The following is a 23600-nucleotide window of genomic DNA, read 5'->3' as shown; positions in this document are numbered from 1 at the left end:
AGACGGCTTGGGGTGCCTGCGTCACGCCCGGTAGGCCGTCCACATGTTGCTGATGCGGGTGCTCTGGCCGGGAGTGAACTGGTTGTAGCAGGAGTCGTAGGAGTAATCCATGTAGTTGTGGATGGGGTCCAGTCCGGACAGTGAGCAGGAGTCCCGGCCGGTCGGGCAGCCGCTGCTGGCGCTGCCCTGGGCGGGCGTGTCGGAGACGGAGTCGTTCGTGCTCGTGCAGCCGCCCTGGAACGTGTGGTACAGCCCGAACCAGTGGCCGGCCTCGTGCGAGGCGGTCTTGCCGAGGTTGAAGTTCGTCGCCGAGCCGCCGGGCAAGGAGCTGTACTGCACCCGGATGCCGTCGATCGACGGGCTGCTCGCGTAGTCCCACGGGAACGTCGCGATCCCGAGGTAGGAGAAGTCGACCAGCCAGATGTTCAGGGCGTTCTTGCCACCCTTGCGCGTTTGTGACCGGTACGTCGTGCTCTGGCCGTCACGGTGCCAGGTGTTGTTGTTGAACCGGTCGGTGCCGGCCAGGTAGAACGTGAAGCCGGTGTTCGCGGCCTGGGACGACTCGCCACCGGCGAAGTCCTGGTTCAGCTCGGCGATCTGCTGGTTGATCTGGGTCGAGGTGACATCGCCGGCGCCGCTGCTGCTGCGCATCACATGGATGTAGACCGGAACGCTCGCCGCGGCGAGTTTCCCGGCCTGGGGCGCCAGTCCACGCGCCGCCTTGGCCTTCAGGATCTGCGCCGTCCTGGCCTCGATCGACTGCTGCTCGGCCGCGGACAGGTCGCGGTGGTCGGCGCCGAACCCGCCACGGGCGGCGGGACCGTCGGCCGGGGTGAGACACGGGTTGCCGACCTGGTCGACCGGCAGCTTGGCGGTCGCCTGACCTCCGAGTGGGCTGAACGCGAGCGCCGTACCGGCCAGCAGGACGGCCAGGGCGCGGGGGCGGGTGACGAAAGATCGCATAGCGGTCCTCCAGAATCGGGCCGCTTGGGCGGTGCGGCCGAATCCCCCGATTTTCCGCGCCACCCCGGTCCCTGCCCAGACCCCGCAGTGTCACGGCACCACCACGCCGCCGCATTGACAGGACCGGCTGGGCTTGAGTCAATGGACTGGGGGCAGACCAATAGATCCGAGGAGTGGACGTGGCTGCTGGCAGGATTCGGGTGCAGGAGTTGCGGGATCTGGTCGGGTCCGGGCGGGTCGACACGGTGCTGGTGGCGATCACTGACATGCAGGGACGGCTGCAGGGGAAGCGCTGTGGCGCGCGGTACTTCCTGGAGGAGGTGCTGAGGCACGGGACCGAGGGGTGCAACTACCTGCTGGCGGTCGACGTCGACATGAACACTGTGGACGGGTACGCGATGTCGTCCTGGGAGCGTGGGTACGGCGACCTGGTGATGGCGCCCGATCTGAACACCCTGAGGCTCGTCCCGTGGCTGGAAGCGACCGCGATGGTCCTCTGCGACGTGCAATGGCTCGACGGCACCCCCGTGGTCGCGTCACCACGCCAGGTCCTCCGCGCGCAACTCGATCGCCTCGCCGCCAGGGGCCTCAGGGCGTACGTCGGCACCGAGCTCGAGTTCATGGTCTTCGACGACACCTTCGAGTCGGCCTGGGACAAGCGCTACCGCGACCTGGTCCCGGGCAACCAGTACAACGTCGACTACTCCCTCCTCGGCACCTCCCGGGTCGAGCCGCTCCTGCGCGACATCCGCAACGGCATGACCGGCGCCGGCCTGTACGTCGAGTCCGCCAAGGGCGAATGCAACTTCGGCCAGCACGAGATCGCCTTCCGGTACGACGAGGCCCTGGTCACCTGCGACAACCACTCGATCTACAAGACGGGTGCGAAGGAGATCGCCGCGCAACACGGCAAGAGCCTCACGTTCATGGCGAAGTACGACGAACGCGAGGGCAACTCGTGCCACATCCACCTGAGCTTCCGGTCGACCGCGGGAGACGCCGTACTGGCCGGTGATCGCGAGCACGGGTTCTCCGAGCTGATGGAGCGGTTCATCGCCGGTCAGCTCGCCTGCCTGTCCGAATTCACCTACCTGCTCGCGCCGAACATCAACTCCTACAAGCGGTTCGTCCGCGGCAGCTTCGCGCCGACGGCGGTCGCCTGGGGACTGGACAACCGGACCTGCTCGCTCCGCGTGGTCGGCCACGGCGACTCGCTCCGGGTCGAGAACCGCCTCCCCGGTGGCGACGTGAACCCGTACCTGGCCGTCGCCGCGATCGTCGCCGCCGGCCTGCACGGCATCGAGAACGAACTGGAGCTCGAGCCCCTGCTGGAGGGCAACGCGTACGACTCCGACAGGCAACACGTACCGGTCACGTTGCGCGAGGCGGCCGCGCTGTTCACCGGCTCCAAGATCGCCCGCGACGCGTTCGGCGAGGAGATGGTCGATCACTACGCCAACGCGGCCCGCGTCGAGCTCGACGCGTACGACGCCGCCGTCACCGACTGGGAGCGCATCCGTGGCTTCGAACGGCTCTAGACCGCGGATCGGCATCACGACGTACCTCGAGCCGGCCGCTTGGGGGATCTGGCAGCGTGAAGCCGCCCTCCTCCCGCGCGCCTACCTCGACGGCGTCGTCGCGGCCGGGGGCGTACCGCTGCTGTTGCCGCCGGTCGGCACCGACCCGAGCGTCCTCGACGTTCTCGACGGCCTGATCGTCTCCGGCGGCTGCGACGTCGACCCTGTCTCGTACGGCGCCACGCCGCATCCGGAAACGATCGACACCAGGCCGGGCCGGGATGAGCACGAGCGTGTCCTGATCCAGGGCGCGCTCGACCGCGATCTGCCGCTGCTGGCGATCTGCCGCGGTCTGCAGATGCTCAATGTCACGCTGGGTGGGAAGCTGCATCAGCATCTCCCGGACGTCGTTGCCCACGAGGCGCATCGACCGGAGGCGGCCGTGTTCGGCACCACCGAGGTCAAGGTCGAGCCGGGCACTCTCACCGCCCGCATCCTGGGCGAGCGCACGGGGGTCCGCTGCTACCACCACCAGGCCATCGACGTACTGGCGCCGGGCCTGACGGTCACCGCCCGCGCTGGCGACGGAACGGTCGAAGCGGCCGAGGCGCCGGACCACGGCTTCGTTCTCGGCGTGCAGTCGCACCCGGAGGAGAACCTCGACGACCTGCGGCTGTTCGCCGCCCTGATCGCAGCCGCGAGGAGCCGTTCATGACGTACGACGTGATCAACCCGGCCACCGAGAAGGTGGTCCGCACGATCGCCCTGGCCACCGAGCGGGAGGCGGACGCGGCGATCGCCAGAGCCGCGGAGGCCTTCCACACCTGGCGAAACGTCGCTCCAGCGGATCGCGGCCGGTTGCTGCGCCGCTTCGCCGACGCGGTGGACGCGGACCTGGAGAACCTTGCCGCGCTGGAGGTCGAGAACGCGGGCCACACCATCGGCAACGCCCGCTGGGAGGCCGGCAACGTCCGCGATGTGCTGACCTATTACTCGGCGGCCCCGGAACGCCTGTTCGGCAAGCAGATTCCGGTGGCCGGAGGCATCGACATCACCTTCCAGGAACCGCTCGGCGTGGTCGGCGTGATTGTGCCGTGGAACTTCCCGATGCCGATCGCCGGCTGGGGTTTCGCTCCCGCGCTGGCGGCCGGCAACACCGTCGTACTGAAGCCGGCCGAGCTGACGCCGCTGACCGCTCTGAGGCTCGGCGAGTTGGCGCTCGAGGCCGGACTGCCGCCGGGTGTGTTCGAGGTCGTGCCGGGCAAGGGAACGGTCGTCGGGCAACGGTTCGTCACGCATCCGGCCGTCCGCAAGGTCGTCTTCACCGGGTCGACCGTGGTCGGCAAGCAGATCATGGCCGGCTGTGCCGACCAGGTGAAGCGCGTGACGCTGGAGCTCGGCGGGAAGTCGGCCAACATCGTCTTCGCGGACGCGGATCTGGACAAGGCCGCGGCTCAGGCGCCGTACGGCGTGTTCGACAACGCCGGCCAGGACTGCTGCGCGCGATCGCGGATCCTGGTCGAGCGGTCGGCGTACGACCGGTTCCTGGAGTTGCTGGAGCCGGCGGTGAAGAGGTTCAAGGTCGGGGATCCGTCGGATCCGGCGACCGAGATGGGTCCGTTGATCTCCAGGGCTCAGCTGGAGCGGGTTGCGTCGTACGTCGAGAATCCGGCCTTTCAGGGCACAGCGCCACAAGGTCCGGGATTCTGGTTCCCGCCGACTGTCCTTGCGCCCGCGAGTGATCGGGCGGTGCGGGAGGAGATCTTCGGGCCGGTGGTGGCGGTGATCCCGTTCGAGGACGAGGCGGACGCGGTGCGGATCGCGAACGATTCGGAATACGGCCTGTCCGGCTCGATCTGGACGCGCGACACCGGCCGCGCGCTGCGGGTCGGCCGTGGTGTCGAGGCGGGCAACCTGTCGATCAACTCGAACTCGTCGGTGCGGTACTCCACGCCGTTCGGCGGCTACAAGCAGTCCGGGCTCGGCCGTGAGCTCGGCCCGGATGCGCTCGACGCGTTCACCGAGACCAAGAACATCTTCATCAGCACGGAGGACTGAATGGACGTCAAGGCACACCGGCTTGAGGGCCGGGTCGCGGTGGTCACCGGCGGTGCGAGTGGGATCGGCCTGGCCACGGTACGACGCCTTGCCGCCGAAGGGGCCAAGGTCGTGATCGGGGACATCGACCCGGCCGCCGGGAAGGCCGCCGCGGACGAGGCGGGCGGGCTGTTCGTGGCGACCGACGTGACCGACCAGGCCGCGGTCGAGAACCTCTTCCGCCAGGCGTACGACACCTACGGAAGCGTGGACATCGCGTTCAACAACGCGGGCGTCTCGCCGCCCGACGACGCGTCGATCCTGGACACCGGACTGGAGGCGTGGCGGAAGGTGCAGGAGGTCAACCTGACCTCGGTGTACCTGTGCTGCAAGGCCGCGATCCCTTACATGCAACGGCAGGGCCGCGGCTCGATCATCAACACCGCGTCGTTCGTCGCCGTGATGGGCGCGGCCACCTCGCAGATCTCGTACTCCGCGTCGAAGGGCGGCGTACTCGCGATGAGCCGCGAGCTCGGCGTCGAGTTCGCGCGGCAGGGGATCCGGGTCAACGCGCTCTGCCCGGGTCCGGTGAACACGCCGCTGCTGACCGAGTTGTTCGCGAAGGATCCGGAGCGGGCGCAGCGGCGGCTGGTGCACGTGCCGATGGGCCGGTTCGGTGAGCCGGAGGAGATCGCGGCCGCGGTCGCCTTCCTGGCCAGCGACGACTCGTCGTTCATCACCGCCAACACCTTCCTCGTCGACGGCGGGATCTCGGGCGCCTACGTCACCCCGATCTAGTGTGTGCTCATGGTCGCCCAGGCAGACGACGCGGTGTTCCGGCCGGTCCGGACGGGCAACCCGTTCGAGGAGACGGTCGAGAGGTTGCTGCAGGCAATCAAGCTCGGCGTCGTCGTCCCTGGCGACCGGCTCCCGTCCGAACGCGACCTGGCGGCGCGGCTGAACGTCAGCCGGGTCACCCTGCGGGAGGCGATCCATGCGCTGACCGAGGCCGGGTACGTCGAGTCCCGGCGCGGGCGGTACGGCGGTACGTTCGTCAACGCCCAGCTGCCGAGACCCCGTCGTACGCCGGCCAAACGGCTCGCCCGCGAGCTGGGCGACGGGCTGGAGGACGCCCTGGTACTGCGCTCTGCCTTGGAGACCGGGGCAGCGGAAGCGTCGGCGTCCCGCGCGTTGAGCGACGCCGAGCAGGAGCATCTCCGGCGTTGTCTCGCGGAGACGTCGGCCGCCAGGTTGTCCGACTACCGCCGCTTCGACTCGCGGCTGCATCTCGCGATCGCCGAGGTCTCCGGGTCACCGTCGCTGACGTCGGCGACCGCGGACGTCAGGATGCGGCTGAACGAGTTGCTTGACGCGATCCCCTTGCTGGAACGCAATCTGCGGCACTCCAACGAACAGCACGAGGCGATCGTCGAGGCCATCCTGGCCGGCGACGCGCCGGCCGCCCGGCAGGCCATGCAGGAGCACCTGTCCGGCACCGCCACCCTGCTGCGCGCGTTTCTCGCCTGACCCGGCGAGCCGATGACCGCTAATTCGGCTGATCACCGGCTGGACACACCTCTGGCGGGGTACCGGGCCAGGTGTGTCCTTTGTCTACAACGTAGGGGTGGGCGATCCGTGCCCCGGCACCATCGTGCCGCCTGACTGCTCGGATCTGGGCAGCGTCGGGTGACAGGATGGTGACGGGATGGTTTCCTCATGTGACACTCGCCGTGTCGTCCGGTCATTGACTGTGATAATCGACGAGGGTAATCCTTCGAGGAGTATGTGGGATCGATGACTGACGACGAGCTGGTCGGGCGCGCCGGACTGGTCGAGCGTGCGAAGAAGCAGCTCGAGACCAGCGGCAGCGTGCTGCTCTATGGCCCGACCGGGATCGGCAAGTCGGCCATGGGCCGCGCGCTGGTCGCCGACCGCACCCGCGCCGGGTGCCGCGTCCTCAGCGCCGCCCCGTCCCAGAGCGAAGCCGGTCTCCCGTATGTCACCCTCCTCGACCTGCTGTCCAATCAGCTCGAGCTCGCCTGGACGGTGCTGCCCGATCACCTCCGCCAGCCGCTCGAGGTCGCCCTGCTGAAGGCCAGCGCGCCTGACACGGTTCGGGACGAGCTGGCCGTGCGCCTCGCCGTACTGCATGTGCTGCGTCGGCTCGCGGCCAACGGGCCCGTGCTGCTGGTCGTGGACGACATCCAGTGGGTGGACCCATCCAGCCTGGAGGTGCTGACGTTCTGCGCCCGCCGGCTGTCCGAAGGCGTGCACATGCTGGCGACCGAGCAGGTTGCTGACGGCGATCTGCCGGTCATGGCCGAGGCGTGCCCGGAGCCGGTGCTTCAGCTGGAGGTCCCGCCGCTTACAGAGCCGGACGTGCTCGGTCTGCTGCGTCAGCGGCTCTCCAGCCCGCTGCCCGTGCGTACGGCCCGCCGCATCTTCACTGCCAGCGCCGGCAACCCGTTCATGGCGCTGGAGCTCGGCCGGGCAGTCCTACGGCATCCGCAAGGCGTCTCGCCGAACGATCCGCTCCCGGTGTCGAGCCGGCTCAAGACACTGCTCGGCGACAGGCTGTCGGACCTGACTTCCTCTGCGCACGAGCTTCTGCTGCACGCAGCCTCGTCGCCGCGGCCGACCACGGCCCAGCTGGCGCAGTCCCTCGGGCGGCCGATCGACACTGAGCTGGCCGAGGCCGAGTCGCTCGGGCTGATCGACGTGTCCTCCGAGCGGCTCCGGTTCGCGCACCCGCTGCTGCGGGAGTTCGTGTACGCCGAAGCCACCTCGGCGGCCCGTCGCCAGGCGCACGCACAGTTGGCGGCCGTGGTCGGCGAACCGGTCGAGAACGCGACCCATCGTGCCCTGGCCACCCAGGAGGCCGACGCCGAGCTGGCCTGCGCGATCGAGGAGGCCGCCGCCGTCGCGGCCGGCCGGGGTGCGCCGGGTGCCGCTGCCACGCTGTGGCGACTGGCCGCCGAGCGTACGCCGTCCAGCCTGCCGGACGAACGGGCCCGGCGCCTGACGCGAGCCGCCGACGATGCCGCGGCCGCCGGTCATCTCGCGGAGTCCGCCGACATGGCGCGCCTCGCCGTACGCGCCGCGACCGAGCCGCAGACCAGGGTGCCCGCGCTGTTGCTCCTGGTGGACGCTGCCTGGCCGGACCACGACCGCCGGGTCGAGATCCTGTCCGAGGCGTTCGAGGCCGCCGCCGGTGACCAGCTGCTCGAGGCGCGGGTGCGGATCATGCGCAGCCACAGCGAGTACTTCGATCGCCGGTTCGACGCCGCGCAGGAGGACGCGCGGGTCGCAGAGGCACTGGCGCGGAAGAGCGGTGACACCGAGGCTCTGGTGGACGCGCTGAGCGCGGCCAGCTCGGTGCTGATGTCACGGGACGCGGAGGAGACCGCGGACGCTCTGCTGCAGCAGGCGGCCGAGCTGTCCCTCGGTCTGCCGCTGACCAAGGCAGTGGTGAACGCCCGGCAGATGGCGGCCATGCGGGAGCTGTTCTGCGGCCGGACCGACGCGGCGATCGCGGCGATCAGCTCGCTGGTCGACGAGGTGCGCGACGGCGGTGCGATGCGGTGGCTGGCGTCGGTGCTGATCTCGGCGACCGCGATCTACGAGCGCAGCGGGCGCGGAGCGGATGCGCTCGCGGCCGGGCACGAGTGCTACCAGCTGATGCAGGACATCGGCGAGGAGGCCGAGGTCGGCATGGTCATCGCCAGCCGGGCCGAGTGGGCCGGCGGTACGGCGGCGATGGGCCGGCAGCTCGCGGAGGCGGCGCTGGAGGGGGTCCGCCTGGTCGGCAACGACGAGTGGACCGGTCCGGCGCTGGCCAGTCTCGGGCTGATCGGCGTACTGACAGGTGATCCGCAGCGGGCGGTGGAGGCGTTCGACGCGATCGCGGACTCAGGTGAGGCGGCGATGCCGTTCGACCCGGCGGTGATCCCGTGGCATGCGGACTACGCCGAGGCGCTGGTCGCGGCCGGGCGACTGCAGGACGCCGCGGAGCTGATCGCGGAGATCCGGGGCCGGGCGGAGACGCTGGACCGTGCGGTCGTGCGGGTCGGGTTGGCCCGGTCGGAGGCGTTGCTGATCGCCAAGCAGGGCGATCCGGCCGCGGCACTGGATCTGCTGGAGGAGACGATCGCCACGGCGGGGAACCGCGTGTACCCGCTGGACCTGGCCCGGTGTGAGCTCACCCGCGGCAGGGTGGCCCGGCAGGCGCGCCGGCGGTCGGTGGCGCGGACGGCGTTCCTGGACGCGATCGAGCAGTTCGAGGCGTACGGTGCCCCCGCGTGGCGCGAGGTCGCCGAGACCGAACTGGCCCGCCTCGACGTCCCGAGCCGCAGCCGCCAGCCCTCGGAGCTCACCGACAACGAGCAGCAGATCGTCGCGATGGTCCGCGACGGCTCCACCAACCGCGAGATCGCCGCCGCCCTCTATCTCTCGGTCAAGGCCGTGGAATCCCAACTGACCCGGCTCTACCGCCGCTTCGGCGTCGCCAATCGCACCCAGCTCCTCCGGATGGTCGACCGCCCCCACGGGTGAACCGGACGCCCCGCACTCACCAACGCCCGCGGCGTCGATCGCTCCACGCTCAGCGCGGTGCGCTCCGCACCCTTCTGAGTGGATTGATGAGTGGCACGGGTCCGCCTCCCGCAGGGAAACCCTTGAGGTGGCCCGTGGGTAAGTTGGATCGCTTGCCGCCGCGCCGGGCATGAACCAAGGTCGATGACAGGAGCTCGCCCCTCGGGCGGGGCGGCCGAGTGAGGCGCGGCCGCCCCGTTATCAACGCCAGGGACAATGGCCGGGTGAAACTCGAACGCAAGCACGCGCTGGTGCTGCTCGGCATCGCGGTCTGGAACGTCGTCACCTACGTGACGTTCATCAAGAACCTGGCCGCCACCGAGGGCCGACCGACCGGGTACTACGTCGCCCACACCATCCTGATCGTGGTCAACCTGCTGATCGCGGTCCTGCTCGGCACTTGGGGCGTCCGCGCCTACAAGGCCGCGCAGAAGGTCAACGCCTGACGAAGCTCGCCGGCGTCACCCCGAGCATCTTGCGGAAGTGCCGGTTCAGGTGGGACTGGTCGTAGAACCCGGCCAGCGTCGCCACGTCCGCGGGCGGATGCCCGTCGAGCAGGTAGCGCCTGGCCAGGTCGACCCGGCGCCCGGTCAGATACCGATGCGGCGGCATCCCGAACTCGCGGCTGAACGCCCGCACCAGATGCGCCGGATGCGCAGGCACCAGCTTCGACGCGGCGTCCAGCGTGATCCCGGCCGGCACGTTCGCGTCCAGTACGTCGCGGAGCCGCGCAGCGATCCCGGGATCGCTGCGATCGGGCGGGTCGAGCACGTTCCGCCGCAGATGTTGCCGCAGCCGCTCCTCGATCAGCGTCAGCCGGCTCTGCGCCTCCAGGTCCTCCCGCCCGTCCAGCAGTACGCCGTGCAACTGGTGCAGACGGTGCCGCAGCAGCGGGTCGACGTACTCGGGCTGGTCCACGGCCGCACCGATCAGGTCGAGCCCGAGCCGCTCGGGCTTCAGGTACAGCACGCGCTTGCGGAAGCCCTCGGGCCGGACCGACCGCCCGTCGTGCGGGACGTTCGGCGGCAGTAGCGAGACCTGTGCCTGGGCCAGTCCGTGCTCGCGGTGGTCCAGGTCGTACCGCACGACGCCCTCGTCCACGATCAGTACGGTCCACGCGTCGTGCGTGTGGCTCGGGTACGCGTGGGAGGGAAAGTGCGCGTGCAGGACCTCGACGACCCCGCTCAGCTCGGGCCGCCACGCCTTGACCTCGGCGCCACCGCTCACAGTCAAGAACATACGCTTGCGTCCCGTGAAGGCTTACATCAGCGCGGACATGGAGGGCATCACCGGATTGGTCGACGCGGAGGACGTCCAGCCGCCGGGCCGGGACTACGAGCGTGGCCGGGTGATGATGACCGAGGACGTGAACGCCGCCGTCCGCGGTGCGTACGCCGCCGGTGCGACCGCCGTACTGGTCAACGACGCCCACGGCCCGATGCGCAACCTGCTGCCGGACCTGCTCGACCCACGCGCCACGCTGATCAAGGGACGCCCGAAGCCGATGGGCATGATGGAGGGCCTCACCAGCGAGTACGACGCTGTCCTCTGCGTCGGTTACCACGCGCGGGCCGGGGTGCTCGGCGTACTCAGCCACAGCTTCATGGGCCACGAGATCGAGGACATCTGGCTGGACGATCAGGTCACCGGTGAGATCGGCCTCTTCCACGCCGGGGCCGCGGCGTACGGCGTACCGGTCGCGGTGCTCACCGGCGACGACACGGCCTGTGCCGAGATGAGCGCGTGGGACGCCGGCGTACGCACGGTCGCCGTCAAGCAGGCCAAGGACCGCTTCGCCGCCCAACTCGTCCCGGTCCTCGAGGCCCGCGCCGCCATCGAATCCACCACCACCGAGGCCCTGCGCTCCCTCCCCACCAGCACCACGCCGTCCACCACCCGCCGCCTGACCGTCCGCTGGCAGTCCGCCTCCGTCGTCTCCCACCTCACCGCGATCCCCGGCGTCACCCGCCAGGACGACCGCACCGTCACCGTAGAGGCCGACATGCTCACCCTCTACCGCCTGTTCAACCTCTTCCTCCGCGTAGCGACCGCAGTGACCACCAACCCTCCGTACTGCTGAGAGGTGAAGAACGTACAAGACCGGGGTCCGGGTGGGGCGGGACTCTGGGGGTGTGGACAGTGCGAATGAGCCGATCAGGTTCGAGACGAAGATTGCTGTGGTGCTGCGGGAGGATTTGGCGGTTTGGCAGCGGTTGAACGTGACGGCGTTCTTGGTGAGTGGGATCGCCGGGACTCGGTCCGAGGTGGTGGGGGAGCCTTATGAGGATGCGGATGGGGTGACCTATCTGCCGATGTTCCGGCAGCCGGTGTTGGTGTTCGAGGGGTCGAAGGAGTTCATGGCGATCGCGCACCAGCGGGCGTTGCAGCGTGGGATCGAGCATTCGGTGTTCATCCAGGAACTGTTTGCCACTGGCAACGACCGCGACAACCGGGCGGCCGTGAAGGCGGTCGCCACCGAGGAACTGGACCTGGTCGGGATCGCCCTCTACGGCCCGAAGAACGCCGTCGACAAGACCCTCAAGGGCGCCCACATGCACCCGTGAGCATCAGCGGACGGCCAGGCCATCACAACGGCCGAGCCGAGGGCATCCGGCGACTGCTGAGACCCGGTATGCGCCCATTGTGATGGCCTGCAGCTCCGCAGCCCGCGGCTGGGTGGCCGCTCGCACGGCGCCAGTAGCATGCCCGTGTGGCTGAGACCTGGGACGTACAACAGTTGGTCGCCGACGGATACGCACGTGTTGACGTCGAGCTGGACTGGGTTGACGGTCCCCGCGCCGGGCTCGTCGACGTCGAAGGTACGACGCACTATTTCCAGTGCTACGACGTCGACGGTGATCTGGACGAGTACGTCGTCTGGCCGGCGAGCGAGGCCGTGGTTGCGCTGGAGCGGGAGCAGTGGGCGATCTTCGTGCGCTGGAACCAGCGTTACGAGGCTGGGTCCGCTGGGATTGAGAGCCATCCGGCGCATGGAGGGATCGACGCCCGGTTCGACGAACTCGCCGGATTGCTCGCGCAATACCGCCAGCCGCCGCCGGGCGCGCGGCACCTCGTCGCCGACTGGCGATTCGACGCCGGCGACCGTTACCGGGCTGACGGGACTGACTACTGGGTCTGCTGGAGTCTGGTCTCGCCTAGCGGGGAGTGAAGCGGGTCCACGTGTGGCCGTGGTCGGTGCTGTAGGCAAGTTGGGTGGCGCCGGGGTACTCGATCTGTACGCCGTACACGGGGCCGCCGTCCCCGGTGCGTTCCTGCAGGCGATCCGGAAGGCCGTTGAGGAAGGTGATCCGGCCGCCGCTCACGCCGTACAGCGATGGAGTGACGTCGTTGAGCGGCTGTCCGAGCAGTACGGCGGTACCGTCGTCGAAGGCGATCGGCGAGGAGGCATGCACCGGCGCGGGCCTGGTGGTCCAGTGCGCGCCGCGGTCCGCCCACAACCTCCCCCAGACAGCGACCAACCTCTGCTCCCACGACTGATGGGGAACAGAGGCTGGTTGTCGGATGTGAGCTAGTTCACACTCGGCGGAAGATCAGGGCGCGCTTGACCTCCTGGATCGCCTTGGTGACCTCGATGCCGCGCGGGCAGGCGTCGGTGCAGTTGAACGTGGTCCGGCAACGCCAGACGCCTTCCTTGTCGTTCAGGATCTCCAGCCGCTGCTCGGTGCCCTCGTCGCGGCTGTCGAAGATGAACCGGTGCGCGCCGACGATCGCCTGCGGGCCGAAGTACTGGCCGTCGGACCAGAACACCGGGCAGGACGTCGTACAGGCGGCGCAGAGGATGCACTTGGTGGTGTCGTCGAAGCGGTCCCGGTCGGCCTGCGACTGGATCCGCTCCCGGGTCGGCTCGTGGCCGCTGGTGACCAGGAACGGCATCACCGCGCGGTACGCGTCGAAGAACGGCTCCATGTCGACGACCAGGTCCTTGAGTACCGGCAGGCCCTTGATCGGCTCGACGGTGATCTCCTTCTCCGGGTTCAGGTCCTTGATCAGCGTCTTGCAGGCCAGCCGGTTGCGGCCGTTGATCCGCATCGCGTCCGAGCCGCAGACACCGTGCGCGCAGGACCGCCGGAACGTCAGCGTGCCGTCCTGCTCCCACTTGATCTTGTGCAGCGCGTCCAGCACCCGGTCGGTGGGCTGCAGGCTGACGGAGTACGTCTTCCACTCCGCCTCGTCGAGGACCTCGGGGTTGTACCGGAGGATCTTGACCTTGACGTCCATCAGTACTTGCGCTCCATCGGCTTGTACCGGGTCTGGATGACCGGTTTGTAGTCGAGCCTGATGTTGATGTTGCCTTCGGCATCGAGCTCGCGGTAGGCCATCGTGTGCCGCATGAAGTTGACGTCGTCGCGGGTGGCGTAGTCCTCCCGGAAGTGACCGCCGCGGGACTCCGTGCGGGCCAGCGCGGACACCACCAGCACCTCGGCCAGGTCGAGCAGGAAGCCGAGCTCGACGGCCTCGAGCAGGTCGGTGTTGAACCGCTTGCCCTTGTCCTGCACGCCGACGGATGCGAACCGCCGTTTGAGCGCCTCGATGTCGGCCAGCGCCTGCTTCAGCGAGCCCTCGGTCCGGTACACCTGCGCGTTCAGGTCCATCGTCGCCTGGAGGTCGGACCGGATCGCCGCGATCCGCTCCTCGCCGGTGGAGTTGCGCAGCCCTTCGACCAGTTCGACGACGTACGCCGAGGGGTCGTCCGGCAACTCCTCGAAGACGGCCGTGGCGGCGTACTCCGCGGCAGCGATGCCCGCGCGCCGGCCGAACACGTTGATGTCGAGCAGCGAGTTCGTGCCCAGGCGGTTCGCGCCGTGGACGGACACGCAGGCGACCTCGCCCGCGGCGTACAGGCCCGGGATCACGCCGTCGTTGGTGGCCAGCGCCTCACCCTTGATGTTGGTCGGGATGCCGCCCATCGCGTAGTGCGCGGTCGGGAACACCGGGATCTGCTCGGTGTACGGCTCGACGCCCAGGTACGTCCGGGCGAACTCCGTGATGTCCGGCAGCTTCGCGTCGATGTGCGCGGGCTCCAGGTGGGTCAGGTCGAGCATCACGTACGCGCCGTCCGGGCCGCAGCCGCGGCCCTCGCGGACCTCGTTGGCCATCGCCCGGGCGACCATGTCCCGCGGCGCCAGGTCCTTCACGGTCGGGGCGTACCGCTCCATGAACCGCTCGTTGTCCTTGTTCCGCAGGATCCCGCCCTCGCCGCGGGCCGCCTCGGACAGCAGGACGCCGAGACCGGCCAGGCCGGTCGGGTGGAACTGGAAGAACTCCATGTCCTCCAGCGGCAGGCCCTTGCGCCAGACGATGCCCATCCCGTCGCCGGTCAACGTGTGCGCGTTCGACGTGGTCCGGAACACCTTGCCGAACCCGCCGGAGGCGAAGATCACCGACTTGGCCGAGAACACATGCAGTTCCCCGGTGGCCAGCTCGTAGGCGACCACGCCGCTGGCCTTGCCGTCGGTCATCAGCAGGTCGAGAACGTAGTACTCGTTGAAGAACTCGACGTTCTGCTTGATGCACTGCTGGTACAGCGTCTGCAGGATCATGTGGCCGGTGCGGTCGGCCGCGAAGCAGGACCGCCGGACGACGGCCTCACCGTGGTTGCGGGTGTGCCCGCCGAAGAACCGCTGGTCGATCTTGCCCTCGGCGGTCCGGTTGAACGGCAGGCCCATCTTCTCCAGGTCGAGTACGGCGTCGACCGCCTCGCGGCACATCACCTCGGCCGCGTCCTGGTCGACCAGGAAGTCGCCGCCCTTGACCGTGTCGAAGGTGTGCCACTCCCAGTTGTCCTCCTCGACGTTGGCCAGCGCGGCGCACATGCCGCCCTGGGCCGCGCCGGTGTGCGACCGGGTCGGGTAGAGCTTGGTGAGCACCGCGGTCCGGGTCCGCTTGCTGGACTCCAGGGCGGCGCGCATCCCCGCTCCACCCGCGCCGACGATGATCACGTCGTACTGATGCTGTTGCATAACGTCCTTACGTACAGACCGACAGCGTGCTGCTGGGGTCGAGGCAGGGGTCGAACGTGAAGATCACCAGGGTGCCCAGTACGACGATGACGATCGCCGCCATGATCAGCAAGGCCTTGAGCCAGAACCGGGTCTGGTCCCTCTCGGCGTAGTCGTTGATGATCGTGCGCAGCCCGTTGGTGCCGTGCAGCATGGCCAGCCACAGCATCAGCAGGTCCCAGACCTGCCACAGCGGGTTGGCCCACTTGCCGGCCACGAAACCGAAGTCCAGCGCGGTGATGCCGCCGCCGAGCATCAGGTTCACGAACAGGTGGCCGAGCACGAGGACGACCAGGGCCAGGCCGGACAGCCGCATGAACAGCCAGCTGTAGAGCTCGAAGTTGGTCTGTCCGGAGCGGTTCCGGCCTCCGCCCTTCAGCGAGCGGGAGCGGGAGCTCGAGCGAGGAGCCGCGATCCCTGGGGTTTCCGCCATCTCAGCCCCCGAACACGTGGGTCAGGTGCCGGATCACGAACGGCACGAACAGCACCACCCAGATCACCCCGACGCCGATCATCAGCTGCCGCTGGTAGCGCGGGCCCTTGGCCCAGAAGTCCACCAGGATGAGCCGGATGCCGTTGAAGGCGTGGAACAGGATCGCCGCCACCAGACCGACCTCGAGCAGGCCGACGATCGGGTTCTTGTAGGTGCCGATGACCTCGTTGTAGGCCTCCGGGGACACCCGCACCAGCGCGGTGTCGAGCACGTGCACCAGCAGGAAGAAGAAGATCCCCACGCCGGTGATCCGGTGCGCGACCCATGACCACATGCCCTCCCGGCCGCGATACAGCGTGCCGGCTGGTTTGCTGGGCACCAGATCCTCCTCTACCGCGTTGACCAGGTCGTCTTGATGCTAGACCCGCTCCTTGCGGTGAAATGTACTGACAGATGTGACATCGATCGCGATGCGTGTGAGATCGGTCGCGTCGGCCGACTGAGGGGAGAACACGGTGAGTTTCTGGATCTGCGCGACCTGTGCGGTGGAGCACTCCGAACAAGTGGAGGTCTGCGCGATCTGCGCCGACGAGCGGCAGTGGGTGCCGGCCGACGGCCAGCACTGGACCACGCTGGAGGAGCTGGCCGCGGCCGGCACCGAGGTGACCATCGACGAGGTCGAGCCGAACCTGTACGGCGTCCGGTCGAAGCCGCCGGCCGGGATCGGCCAGCAGTCGATGCTGGTGGTGACCGCGGACGGCAGCCTGCTCTGGGACCCGATCGGGTACGTCGACGACGACGCGGTCCGGCGGATCCGCGAACGGGGCGAGGTGGCCGGGATCATCGCGAGCCACCCGCACATGTACGGCGTCCAGGTCGAGTGGAGCCACCGGCTCGGTGACGTGCCGGTGTACGTGTCCGAGCCGGACGCGGAGTGGGTGGCCCGGCAGGACCCGGTGATCCGGACCTGGTCGGGCAAGCTGAACCCGTTGCCCGGAGTGACGGTGATCCAGCCGGGCGGGCATTTCCCGGGCAGTGCGGTGGTGCACTGGGCGGAAGGTGCCGAGGGCAAGGGTGTGATCCTGTCCGGAGACACGATCTTCGCCAATCCGGACCGTACGTCGGTCAGCTTCATGCGCAGCTATCCGAACCGGATTCCGCTGTCGGGCGCGGTCGTGGACCGGGTCGCCCGTGCACTCGACCCGTTCGAGTACGACCGGCTCTACAACAACTTCGGTGCGTCGATCCCGGTCGACGCGAAGGCCGTCGTACGCCGGTCGGCCGATCGCCACGCAGCCTGGGTCCGAGGTGACTACGACCACCTGACCTAAGCGGCCAGGCGCGCCTGGCCCAGCCGGGTGTGGAGGGCGAGCATGTGGCGGATGCAGGAGTCCCAGTCGTAGAGCTCGGCCCGGCGACGGGCCGCTGCTCTGCGGCCGGGCAGCTTCGCCAGTTCGAGTACGGCGTCTGCCAGCGCGACCGGGTTCGCCGAGGCCCAGCGGCCGCAGGTCTCGTCGACCAGTTCGCGCGCACCGCCGGTGTTCGCCGTGACGACCGGCGTACCGGCGGCGAGCGCCTCCAGGACGGCCAGGCCGAAGGTCTCGCCGGGGCAGACGGACAGCGCGACATCCGCCTCGGCCAGATGGGTCGCCAGCCGCCGGCGGCCGTCGACGTACCCGTGGAAGATGACCGGGGCGTCACCGGCGATCGCGACCAGCTCGTCCAGGTGAGGGCCCGAGCCGTAGACGTCCATGCGCAGGTTCACCCCGCGGCGATGCAGCTCGGCCGCGGTGGCGACCGCCAGGTGCGGGCTCTTCTCGCGGGACAGCCGCCCGGCGTGGACCAGCTTGAGTACTCCGTCGTCCACCGGCTCGGCCAGTGACGGGTGGAACGTATCCAGGTCGACCCCGAGCGGGATCCGGACCAGCGGCGTCGTCACCTCGTCGAACTCGGCGGCGGCGTACCGCGACGTCACCACGACCGCGTCGTACGTGCGGCTGAGGATCTTGTACAGCGCGCCCACGCCGGCGATGACGCCCTGGCGGTACTGCGCTCCTTCTCCGCCGAGCCGTCGCGGCCGGGCGGTGTACAACGACAGCATCGCGTCCAGGCGTTCGTGGCTGAACAACACCGAGCCGATGTCGTTCTTGCGGGCCCAGCGCGCGACCGGCAGCAACGTGGACTTGTCCGAGATCTCCACGGTGGTCGGCCGGAACCGCTCGAGCGTCTCGATCACCTTCCAGGGATCGGTGATGAGGCGGTACCCGCCGGCGATCTTCAGAGCCTTCGTCCGGACCACCGTGCCGAACTCGGTGTCGATCGCGACGTCCCGTTCGCCCGGGGTGATCACGATCCGCTCGGCGCCGGCCTCGACGTACCCCTGACCGAGGTGCTCGATCGCGGTCCGCATCCCACCGGACGTCGGCCCGACGAAGTTGGCCAGCTGGGCGATCCTCAGCGAGCTCATCGGCGTCCTCGCTTCGCTCCGGGCGCCGATGAGGCGCGAATCCGACTGTGCTTTCTGATGAGCTCGCTCCGCTCGCTCATGCGACCCGCCGTACGGCCGCCGCCTCGCGCAGGACCTCGGCGTAGTGCCGGTCGACCAGATCGTCGACCACCGCCGGCCAGGTCCGGGACTGCACGCGTTCGAGGCCACTGGCGGCCATCCGGCCGCGAGCCGTCGGGTGATCGAGCAGGGTCTTGACCGCCTGGCGCAGCGATCCGGGCCGGCCGGGCTCGAAGAGCAGTCCGTTCTCGCCCGGGTGGATCAGGTCGAGCGGGCCACCCGCAGCCGGGCCGACGGTGGCCACCCCGGAGGCCTGCGCCTCCTGGATCGTCTGGCAGAACGTCTCGTGTTCGCCCGTGTGCACGAAGACGTCCAGCCCCGCGAAGATCGAGGCCAGGTCGGCCCCCCGGCGCATCCCCAAGAAGGTTGCGCTGGGCAAGGAGTGTTCCAGCGACGCGCGGTCCGGCCCGTCGCCGACGACGACGATCCGGCAGCCCAGGCCGGTCAGTTCGGCGAGCCGGCGGACCTTCTTCTCCGCGGCCAGCCGGCCGACGTACCCGACGATCGGCTTGCCGTCCGGGGAGATCTCCCGGCGCCAGTTCTCGTCGCGGTGACCGGGGTCGAAGAGGTCCAGGTTCACGCCGCGGCCCCACAGATGGACCCGCGGTACGCCGCCCTGCACCAGCGCCTCCACCGACGCGGTGGACGGTGCGAGGGTGCGATCGGCCCGCGAGTGGGTACGCCGTACCCAACGCCAGATCCCGCGGTCCGCGGCGGCGAACCACGGGTACTGGCGGGCGAACCCGGCGATGTCGGTCTGGAAGATCGCCACCGTCGGCAGCCCCAGCCGGCGCGCCGCGCGCAGCCCGTAGGCGCCGATGATGAACGGCGACGCGACGTGGACCAGATCGGGGGTGAAGTCGGCCATCGCCCGCTCGATCGACGGATCAGGCAGGCCGACCGGGAACTCCTTGTACCCCGGCGTCCGGAAGCTGCGGGCCCGGATCACGGGCACGTCGGTGTAGCTGTCCGGACCGGGTCCGGGGGCAATGATCAGCAGTTCGTGCCCGCGGGCACGCAGCCGATCGGCGACGTGGCGAGCCGTGTTCGCCACGCCATTGATCTGCGGCAGGAAGGTCTCAGCCACCATCACGATCCTCACAGCTGTGAGGTTCCCTACCGAGCATGAACCCTCGGCGACACTCTCGTAACACCGTGTGGATGCCCTGTCGACGGCTGCAGGGCCGCCGGGTGACGGGTACGTGACCACGGGGCTGCATTTGGTGAGTGCCCCGTGAACAACGGGGCACCACCGCCGTCAGCGGGTGATCGTCGTGGTGACAGTGGCCTCCGGGTACCAGTTCTCGAAGTCCTTGTAGTGGGCGGTGAACGTGGTGGTTCCGCGCGGAAGGGCGTAGGTGGCGGTGAAGCTGCCTGCCGACGTCAGCTCGGGGTTGCCGATGAGGCGGGCGGTCGAGCCGGCCGGGGTGGCGTAGAGCTGCAGGAACTGCTGGTTGGTGGAGCTTCCGGGACGCGAGTACGGCGACGTCCACGTGACGGTGACGTACGCGGTGGACTTGTCCTTGCCGGAGCCGGTGCGTGCCGTGACATGGATGTCGGTGATCGGCGCCTTCGGCGCGTGAGCCGGGCCGAAGGAGTGCAGGAGCTGCACGTTCTGATACGTGTCGTCGTACGTGACCGCCCAGGCCCGGGTGCCGGTGGAGTTGAGCAGCAGGGTGCCCTTCCAGAGTTCGTCGCTGCTGCGGAAATCGACGGCGTACGTCGGAGTTGTGCTGCCCTTGGCGTAGAACAGCACGTCGGCGTCGTTGGAGGCGGTGCTCGAGCGGCCGACGGCGACCGTCGAGCTGTCGCCGGACCAGGCAGCGTCGGCTGGGTAGACGCCGCTCGGGTACACCGTCGCGTCGGACAGGTCGGGGAGCTTGTACGAGTGGTGCTCGTACGGGTAGCCGACGGTCTCGACGACCTCGGTGCCGTCGGGGCTGACGGCATAGTCGACGAGGTTCTCGCCGGTGTTCTCGCGCCGGCTGACGATGGTCGGTGTGGCGCCGGAGACGTCGATGACGTACGTCGTGACCGGTGAGTACCCGGTGTCGCCGGCGACGAGCAGTCCGTTGGCCGCCCCGGAGATGATCGGGTGGTAGTTCGGGCCGTCGGTGTACACCGTCGCGGCGGTCCCGGGCGCGGACCAGATCAGCAGGCCGGACGTGCCGAGACCGCAGTCCAGAAAGGCGGCGACGATCTTGTCCCCGGCCGGTTCGGCGCTGTAGACGCAGGCGCCCTTCGGTGCGTCGTACGTTGCCGAAGGCTCCAATGTGTCGGCGTTCAGCGCGGTCACGCGGTCGTAGTCCTGGGTCACGAGGACCTGCTGGTGGTCGTTGCTGAGAACCACGTCGGAGGCACCGGTCACCGCGGTCAGTTTCTTCTGCAGCGCGCCGTCCAGGTCGGTGACCACGAGTGGGAGGGTGCTGCCGGCGCCTTGCGCGATGTACAGCCGGCCACGCGCTTCGTCGAGCTCCATCGCGCGGAGGTCCTGCACCGGCAGCTGGGTCCCGACACTCTTCACCAGAACCGGCTCGTCCGCCGAGCTCGGTCCGGCGACGACCACGCCGACCGACGTCGAGATGATCAGAGCCAGGCCCCCGAGGGCCAGTCCACGCACGCGCATCAAAACTCCGGGTTGGTAGGCGGAAACCTCTTCCCCCGAAGCCGCCACAGCCTAGAACCAATCCCCGCCACGCGGCAAACGGTCTCCGGTGCTGATCGAGCGCCAGTCTCGTCGTTGCTCAGGACATGATGAGCCAGATCTCCTCATTGAAGAGGGTCAGGCGGATCTGCCGGCCGCGGGTTACTTCGAGGTCGACCCGCCAGCCGGCCACGTAGGCGATGTGCGAGCGTCCGTCGAGGTGCCGGGAAACCCAGTCCTGCACGGGTGCGACGGCGTCACCGCGGAGGTGCCCGAAGGCGGTGGTCCGTAGTTGCTCGAAGGCCTTGCCGGTTGTCGCACCGGTCGCGGCGGTAGCGACGAGATACGTGATGCCGGTGTCCGGTCCGGAGAACTCGAGCGCGAGGCCGGGCCGTCCGGCGTACTTGCCCTGACAGGTCTCGTTGTCGGCGGTGCAGGTGTACCCATCGGCGGTGAGGGCCTTCGCGAGATCGGGCTCGGTGGTGGCGAGGTGCAGGACCGGAACCTCGAGCTGGCTGCTGCCGAGCTTCGCCCCGTCGACCACCGTCTTCGGACCCCGGCTGATGATCTCGTACTTGCCCCATGTCCCTTCGGTCGCGCCGCCCCAGTTCTGCAGTACGACGCCCACATTCGTCAGATCCGCGGGGAAGACGACGTCTCCAACGGCGGCGGCCAGAGACCGCAGCGCCGGCGCAGTGTCGCCGGTCGCCCTGACCTTGATGGCGAACGCTGTGACGGTGCCGTCCGGCCGGTACTGGAAGGCGACCGAGGACGTCGTCCGGCTTGCCGATCGATACGCGAAGCAGCCGGAGTGTCCGCCTTCCGCGCTGGTGAAGCGCGCGCTGCACTCGAGGCCGCGCTCGGTCAGCGCGTCCGCAAGGGTGCGCGCCTGGCCGGTGATCGAGCCCCCCGCGGTCACCCCGTCGGCCAGCAGGAGCTGGGAGCCGGCCGCGTCGGTGGTTGCTGTGTCGCCGCTGCGCCGTACCAGGATCACCGCGACGGCAGCGACCACGAGCACTGCGGCAAGGACGCCGGAGATGACGGCAGGCCGGCGTCGCCGCCGGGCCGGCCGGTGGATCGTGGGTGGGGGAGCCGGTGCAGGACGGTGCAGCGACATCTGTGGATCCTTCCGGGGGAGGCCGCGCGACTGTAGCGCACCTCTGTGCTTCAGCCCACATCCGTGGCGTGCGCTGGTGCATACCAGTGGGAGCGTGGTTCGGCCTACCGTGGGGAGATGAGTCATCGGAGTGAGTCGGGGTTCGAGTTCGCGCCGGTGTACGGGCCGGAGGTGCTGGACGGGTTCGAGCCGGGCGGCAAGCTGGGGGAGCCGGGGAAGTTCCCGTTCACCCGGGGTGTGTACCCGACGATGTACACCGAGCGGCCGTGGACCATGCGCCAGTACGCCGGGTTCGGTACGGCGGCGGAGTCGAACCAGCGGTACCACCAGCTGATCGACCACGGCACCATGGGCCTGTCGGTCGCGTTCGACCTGCCCACCCAGATGGGCTACGACTCCGACGCCCCGATCGCGCACGGCGAGGTCGGCAAGGTCGGCGTGGCGATCGACTCGATCGACGACATGCGGGTGCTGTTCGACCGGATCCCGTTGGACCAGGTGTCCACCTCGATGACCATCAACGCCCCCGGGTCGGTGCTCCTGCTGCTGTACCAACTCGTCGCCGAGGAGCAGGGCGTCGCCGGTGACAAGCTCACCGGAACGATCCAGAACGACGTACTGAAGGAGTACATCGCCCGCGGCACCTACATCTATCCGCCGAAGGAGTCGCTGCGGCTGATCAGCGACATCTTCGCCTACTGCAAGGCGGAACTGCCGCGCTGGAACACGATCTCGATCTCCGGCTACCACATGGCCGAGGCCGGCGCGACGCCCGCGCAGGAGATCGGCTTCACGCTCGCGGACGGGATCGAGTACGTCCGGGCCGCGGTCGCGTCCGGCCTCGACGTGGACGAGTTCGCGCCACGGCTGTCGTTCTTCTTCGTCGCCCGGACCACCCTGCTCGAGGAGGTGGCGAAGTTCCGTGCCGCCCGGCGGATCTGGGCCCGGGTGATGCGGGACGAGTTCGGCGCCAAGAACCCGAAGTCGATGATGCTGCGGTTCCACACCCAGACCGCGGGCGTCCAGCTCACCGCGCAGCAGCCCGAGGTCAACCTGGTCCGGGTCGCCGTTCAGGGGCTGGCCGCCGTACTCGGTGGGACGCAGTCGCTGCACACCAACTCGTACGACGAGGCGATCGCGCTGCCGACCGAGAAGGCGGCCCGGCTCGCGCTGCGCACCCAGCAGGTGCTCGCCTACGAGACCGATGTGACTGCCACCGTCGATCCGTTCGCCGGCTCGTACGTCGTCGAGTCGCTCACCGACGAGGTGGAGGCGGCCGCGGTCGAGTTGATGGATCAGGTCGAGGAGTACGGCGGTGCGGTCGCGGCGATCGAGAAGGGCTTCCAGAAGCAGGAGATCGAGCGGTCCGCGTACGCGATCGCGCTGGAGATCGACTCGGCCGAGCGTGTCGTCGTCGGGATGAACAAGTTCAGGATCGCCGAGGAAGAGCCATACGAACCGCTCCGGGTCGACCCCGCGATCGAGGCCCAGCAGGTCGAACGCCTGGCCAAGCTCCGTGCCGGACGCGACCAGCCGGCCGTCGACGAGGCCCTGGCTGCCCTGAAGAAGGCAGCCGAAGGCAACGCCAACTGCCTCTACCCGATGAAACAGGCCCTCAAGGCCCGCGCGACCGTGGGCGAAGTCTGCGACACCCTCAGGGATGTGTGGGGCGTCTACGTCCCTGCCGACACCTTCTGACCCCGACCCGATATG

General features: G+C 69.1%; 23 protein-coding genes. 12 read left to right on the top strand and 11 right to left on the bottom strand.

Annotation, left to right across the window (positions count from 1 at the left end; genetic code table 11):
- Window positions 1-21 precede the first annotated feature (21 nt).
- Window positions 22-963, bottom strand: a complete 942-nt coding sequence (locus tag AB0I34_RS03865; RefSeq protein WP_360438889.1) for a zinc metalloprotease — start codon at window positions 961-963, stop codon at window positions 22-24.
- 179 nt (window positions 964-1142) lie between these two features.
- On the opposite strand from AB0I34_RS03865, the gene AB0I34_RS03860 reads away from it, so the two are divergent.
- The 7 genes from AB0I34_RS03860 to AB0I34_RS03830 all read left to right on the top strand — a co-directional run bounded on the left by AB0I34_RS03860 (window position 1143) and on the right by AB0I34_RS03830 (window position 9553).
- Window positions 1143-2501 carry a glutamine synthetase family protein gene (locus AB0I34_RS03860; RefSeq protein WP_360438886.1) on the top strand — a complete coding sequence of 453 codons (1359 nt, stop codon included), beginning with the start codon at window positions 1143-1145 and terminating at the stop codon, window positions 2499-2501.
- The gene (locus AB0I34_RS03855; RefSeq protein ID WP_360438883.1) at window positions 2482-3195 is read left to right on the top strand and encodes a gamma-glutamyl-gamma-aminobutyrate hydrolase family protein; all 714 of its coding nucleotides are present in this window, start codon (window positions 2482-2484) and stop codon (window positions 3193-3195) included. The genes AB0I34_RS03860 and AB0I34_RS03855 overlap by 20 nt, the downstream gene beginning before the upstream one ends.
- Entirely contained in the window at window positions 3192-4538 is a 1347-nt protein-coding gene (locus AB0I34_RS03850) for an aldehyde dehydrogenase family protein (protein ID WP_360438880.1), read from the top strand. Before AB0I34_RS03855 ends, AB0I34_RS03850 begins: the two co-directional genes overlap by 4 nt.
- Complete coding sequence (locus AB0I34_RS03845) at window positions 4539-5315, top strand: 3-oxoacyl-ACP reductase (protein ID WP_360438877.1); 777 nt, start codon at window positions 4539-4541, stop codon at window positions 5313-5315.
- 9 nt (window positions 5316-5324) lie between these two features.
- On the top strand, window positions 5325-6044 hold the full coding sequence (locus tag AB0I34_RS03840; protein ID WP_360438874.1) for an FCD domain-containing protein: 720 nt from the start codon (window positions 5325-5327) through the stop codon (window positions 6042-6044).
- A gap of 267 nt (window positions 6045-6311) precedes the next feature.
- Entirely contained in the window at window positions 6312-9068 is a 2757-nt protein-coding gene (locus AB0I34_RS03835) for an AAA family ATPase (protein ID WP_360438871.1), read from the top strand.
- 263 nt (window positions 9069-9331) lie between these two features.
- Window positions 9332-9553: a hypothetical protein gene (locus AB0I34_RS03830; RefSeq protein ID WP_360438868.1), complete on the top strand. Its 222-nt coding sequence runs from the start codon at window positions 9332-9334 to the stop codon at window positions 9551-9553.
- On the opposite strand, the gene AB0I34_RS03825 is transcribed toward AB0I34_RS03830, so the two are convergent.
- On the bottom strand, window positions 9543-10346 hold the full coding sequence (locus AB0I34_RS03825) for an AraC family transcriptional regulator (RefSeq protein ID WP_360438865.1): 804 nt from the start codon (window positions 10344-10346) through the stop codon (window positions 9543-9545). The genes AB0I34_RS03830 and AB0I34_RS03825 overlap by 11 nt on opposite strands.
- A gap of 13 nt (window positions 10347-10359) precedes the next feature.
- On the opposite strand from AB0I34_RS03825, the gene AB0I34_RS03820 reads away from it, so the two are divergent.
- From AB0I34_RS03820 to AB0I34_RS03810, 3 genes are all read left to right on the top strand, one after another.
- Complete coding sequence (locus AB0I34_RS03820; RefSeq protein WP_360438862.1) at window positions 10360-11187, top strand: M55 family metallopeptidase; 828 nt, start codon at window positions 10360-10362, stop codon at window positions 11185-11187.
- A gap of 52 nt (window positions 11188-11239) precedes the next feature.
- Window positions 11240-11671, top strand: coding sequence for a DUF2000 domain-containing protein (locus tag AB0I34_RS03815; protein ID WP_360438859.1), 432 nt, complete (start codon window positions 11240-11242; stop codon window positions 11669-11671).
- A 146-nt stretch (window positions 11672-11817) separates the two neighbouring features.
- Entirely contained in the window at window positions 11818-12276 is a 459-nt protein-coding gene (locus tag AB0I34_RS03810) for a hypothetical protein (RefSeq protein WP_360438856.1), read from the top strand.
- Here the strand turns inward: AB0I34_RS03810 and AB0I34_RS03805 are convergent.
- From AB0I34_RS03805 to sdhC, 5 genes are read right to left on the bottom strand one after another with little or no spacing between them, the layout of a single operon-like run.
- Window positions 12263-12586, bottom strand: a complete 324-nt coding sequence (locus tag AB0I34_RS03805) for a hypothetical protein (protein ID WP_360438853.1) — start codon at window positions 12584-12586, stop codon at window positions 12263-12265. The two genes, AB0I34_RS03810 and AB0I34_RS03805, sit on opposite strands and share 14 nt — an antisense overlap.
- Before the next feature lie 55 nt (window positions 12587-12641).
- Window positions 12642-13346, bottom strand: coding sequence for a succinate dehydrogenase iron-sulfur subunit (locus AB0I34_RS03800; protein WP_360438850.1), 705 nt, complete (start codon window positions 13344-13346; stop codon window positions 12642-12644).
- Window positions 13346-15088: a succinate dehydrogenase flavoprotein subunit gene (gene sdhA, locus AB0I34_RS03795; protein ID WP_360438847.1), complete on the bottom strand. Its 1743-nt coding sequence runs from the start codon at window positions 15086-15088 to the stop codon at window positions 13346-13348. The genes AB0I34_RS03800 and sdhA overlap by 1 nt, the downstream gene beginning before the upstream one ends.
- A gap of 7 nt (window positions 15089-15095) precedes the next feature.
- Window positions 15096-15560 carry a succinate dehydrogenase hydrophobic membrane anchor subunit gene (locus AB0I34_RS03790; RefSeq protein ID WP_360438844.1) on the bottom strand — a complete coding sequence of 155 codons (465 nt, stop codon included), beginning with the start codon at window positions 15558-15560 and terminating at the stop codon, window positions 15096-15098.
- Between the two features lies 1 nt (window position 15561).
- On the bottom strand, window positions 15562-15939 hold the full coding sequence (sdhC, locus tag AB0I34_RS03785) for a succinate dehydrogenase, cytochrome b556 subunit (protein ID WP_131352855.1): 378 nt from the start codon (window positions 15937-15939) through the stop codon (window positions 15562-15564).
- A 136-nt stretch (window positions 15940-16075) separates the two neighbouring features.
- Here sdhC and AB0I34_RS03780 point away from each other — a divergent pair, with 136 nt between their 5' ends.
- Window positions 16076-16891 (top strand): MBL fold metallo-hydrolase, encoded by an 816-nt coding sequence (locus tag AB0I34_RS03780; protein WP_360438841.1) that lies wholly within the window; start codon window positions 16076-16078, stop codon window positions 16889-16891.
- On the opposite strand, the gene AB0I34_RS03775 is transcribed toward AB0I34_RS03780, so the two are convergent.
- The 4 genes from AB0I34_RS03775 to AB0I34_RS03760 all read right to left on the bottom strand — a co-directional run bounded on the left by AB0I34_RS03775 (window position 16888) and on the right by AB0I34_RS03760 (window position 21887).
- A complete protein-coding gene (locus AB0I34_RS03775) occupies window positions 16888-18027 on the bottom strand; it encodes a glycosyltransferase (protein WP_360438838.1) in 1140 nt (379 codons plus the stop codon). The two genes, AB0I34_RS03780 and AB0I34_RS03775, sit on opposite strands and share 4 nt — an antisense overlap.
- A 76-nt stretch (window positions 18028-18103) precedes the next feature.
- The gene (locus tag AB0I34_RS03770) at window positions 18104-19213 is read right to left on the bottom strand and encodes a glycosyltransferase family 1 protein (protein ID WP_360438835.1); all 1110 of its coding nucleotides are present in this window, start codon (window positions 19211-19213) and stop codon (window positions 18104-18106) included.
- 171 nt (window positions 19214-19384) lie between these two features.
- Window positions 19385-20752 carry a hypothetical protein gene (locus AB0I34_RS03765; protein WP_360438832.1) on the bottom strand — a complete coding sequence of 456 codons (1368 nt, stop codon included), beginning with the start codon at window positions 20750-20752 and terminating at the stop codon, window positions 19385-19387.
- A 118-nt stretch (window positions 20753-20870) separates the two neighbouring features.
- Window positions 20871-21887, bottom strand: a complete 1017-nt coding sequence (locus AB0I34_RS03760; protein WP_360438829.1) for a hypothetical protein — start codon at window positions 21885-21887, stop codon at window positions 20871-20873.
- Window positions 21888-22004: 117 nt separating this feature from the next.
- Between AB0I34_RS03760 and AB0I34_RS03755 the strand changes: the two genes are divergently transcribed.
- The gene (locus AB0I34_RS03755; protein ID WP_360438826.1) at window positions 22005-23585 is read left to right on the top strand and encodes a methylmalonyl-CoA mutase family protein; all 1581 of its coding nucleotides are present in this window, start codon (window positions 22005-22007) and stop codon (window positions 23583-23585) included.
- The last annotated feature ends 15 nt before the right edge of the window (window positions 23586-23600 follow it).

This window comes from Kribbella sp. NPDC050281 (assembly GCF_040655855.1).
Taxonomy (GTDB): domain Bacteria; phylum Actinomycetota; class Actinomycetes; order Propionibacteriales; family Kribbellaceae; genus Kribbella.
Note: the sequence above shows the minus strand (reverse complement) of the source record. Positions and strands in the feature narration are given on the sequence as shown.

Bases quoted from the DNA above. Each gene is read 5' to 3' on its own strand.
- AB0I34_RS03845 (WP_360438877.1), top strand. From the start codon at position 4,539: ATGGACGTCAAGGCACACCGGCTTGAGGGCCGGGTCGCGGTGGTCACC.
- AB0I34_RS03865 (WP_360438889.1), bottom strand. From the start codon at position 963: ATGCGATCTTTCGTCACCCGCCCCCGCGCCCTGGCCGTCCTGCTGGCC.
- AB0I34_RS03790 (WP_360438844.1), bottom strand. From the start codon at position 15,560: ATGGCGGAAACCCCAGGGATCGCGGCTCCTCGCTCGAGCTCCCGCTCC.
- AB0I34_RS03760 (WP_360438829.1), bottom strand. From the start codon at position 21,887: ATGTCGCTGCACCGTCCTGCACCGGCTCCCCCACCCACGATCCACCGG.
- AB0I34_RS03800 (WP_360438850.1), bottom strand. From the start codon at position 13,346: ATGGACGTCAAGGTCAAGATCCTCCGGTACAACCCCGAGGTCCTCGAC.
- AB0I34_RS03755 (WP_360438826.1), top strand. From the start codon at position 22,005: ATGAGTCATCGGAGTGAGTCGGGGTTCGAGTTCGCGCCGGTGTACGGG.
- AB0I34_RS03825 (WP_360438865.1), bottom strand. From the start codon at position 10,346: ATGTTCTTGACTGTGAGCGGTGGCGCCGAGGTCAAGGCGTGGCGGCCC.
- sdhA (WP_360438847.1), bottom strand. From the start codon at position 15,088: ATGCAACAGCATCAGTACGACGTGATCATCGTCGGCGCGGGTGGAGCG.
- AB0I34_RS03775 (WP_360438838.1), bottom strand. From the start codon at position 18,027: ATGAGCTCGCTGAGGATCGCCCAGCTGGCCAACTTCGTCGGGCCGACG.
- AB0I34_RS03765 (WP_360438832.1), bottom strand. From the start codon at position 20,752: ATGCGCGTGCGTGGACTGGCCCTCGGGGGCCTGGCTCTGATCATCTCG.
- AB0I34_RS03840 (WP_360438874.1), top strand. From the start codon at position 5,325: ATGGTCGCCCAGGCAGACGACGCGGTGTTCCGGCCGGTCCGGACGGGC.
- AB0I34_RS03850 (WP_360438880.1), top strand. From the start codon at position 3,192: ATGACGTACGACGTGATCAACCCGGCCACCGAGAAGGTGGTCCGCACG.
- AB0I34_RS03835 (WP_360438871.1), top strand. From the start codon at position 6,312: ATGACTGACGACGAGCTGGTCGGGCGCGCCGGACTGGTCGAGCGTGCG.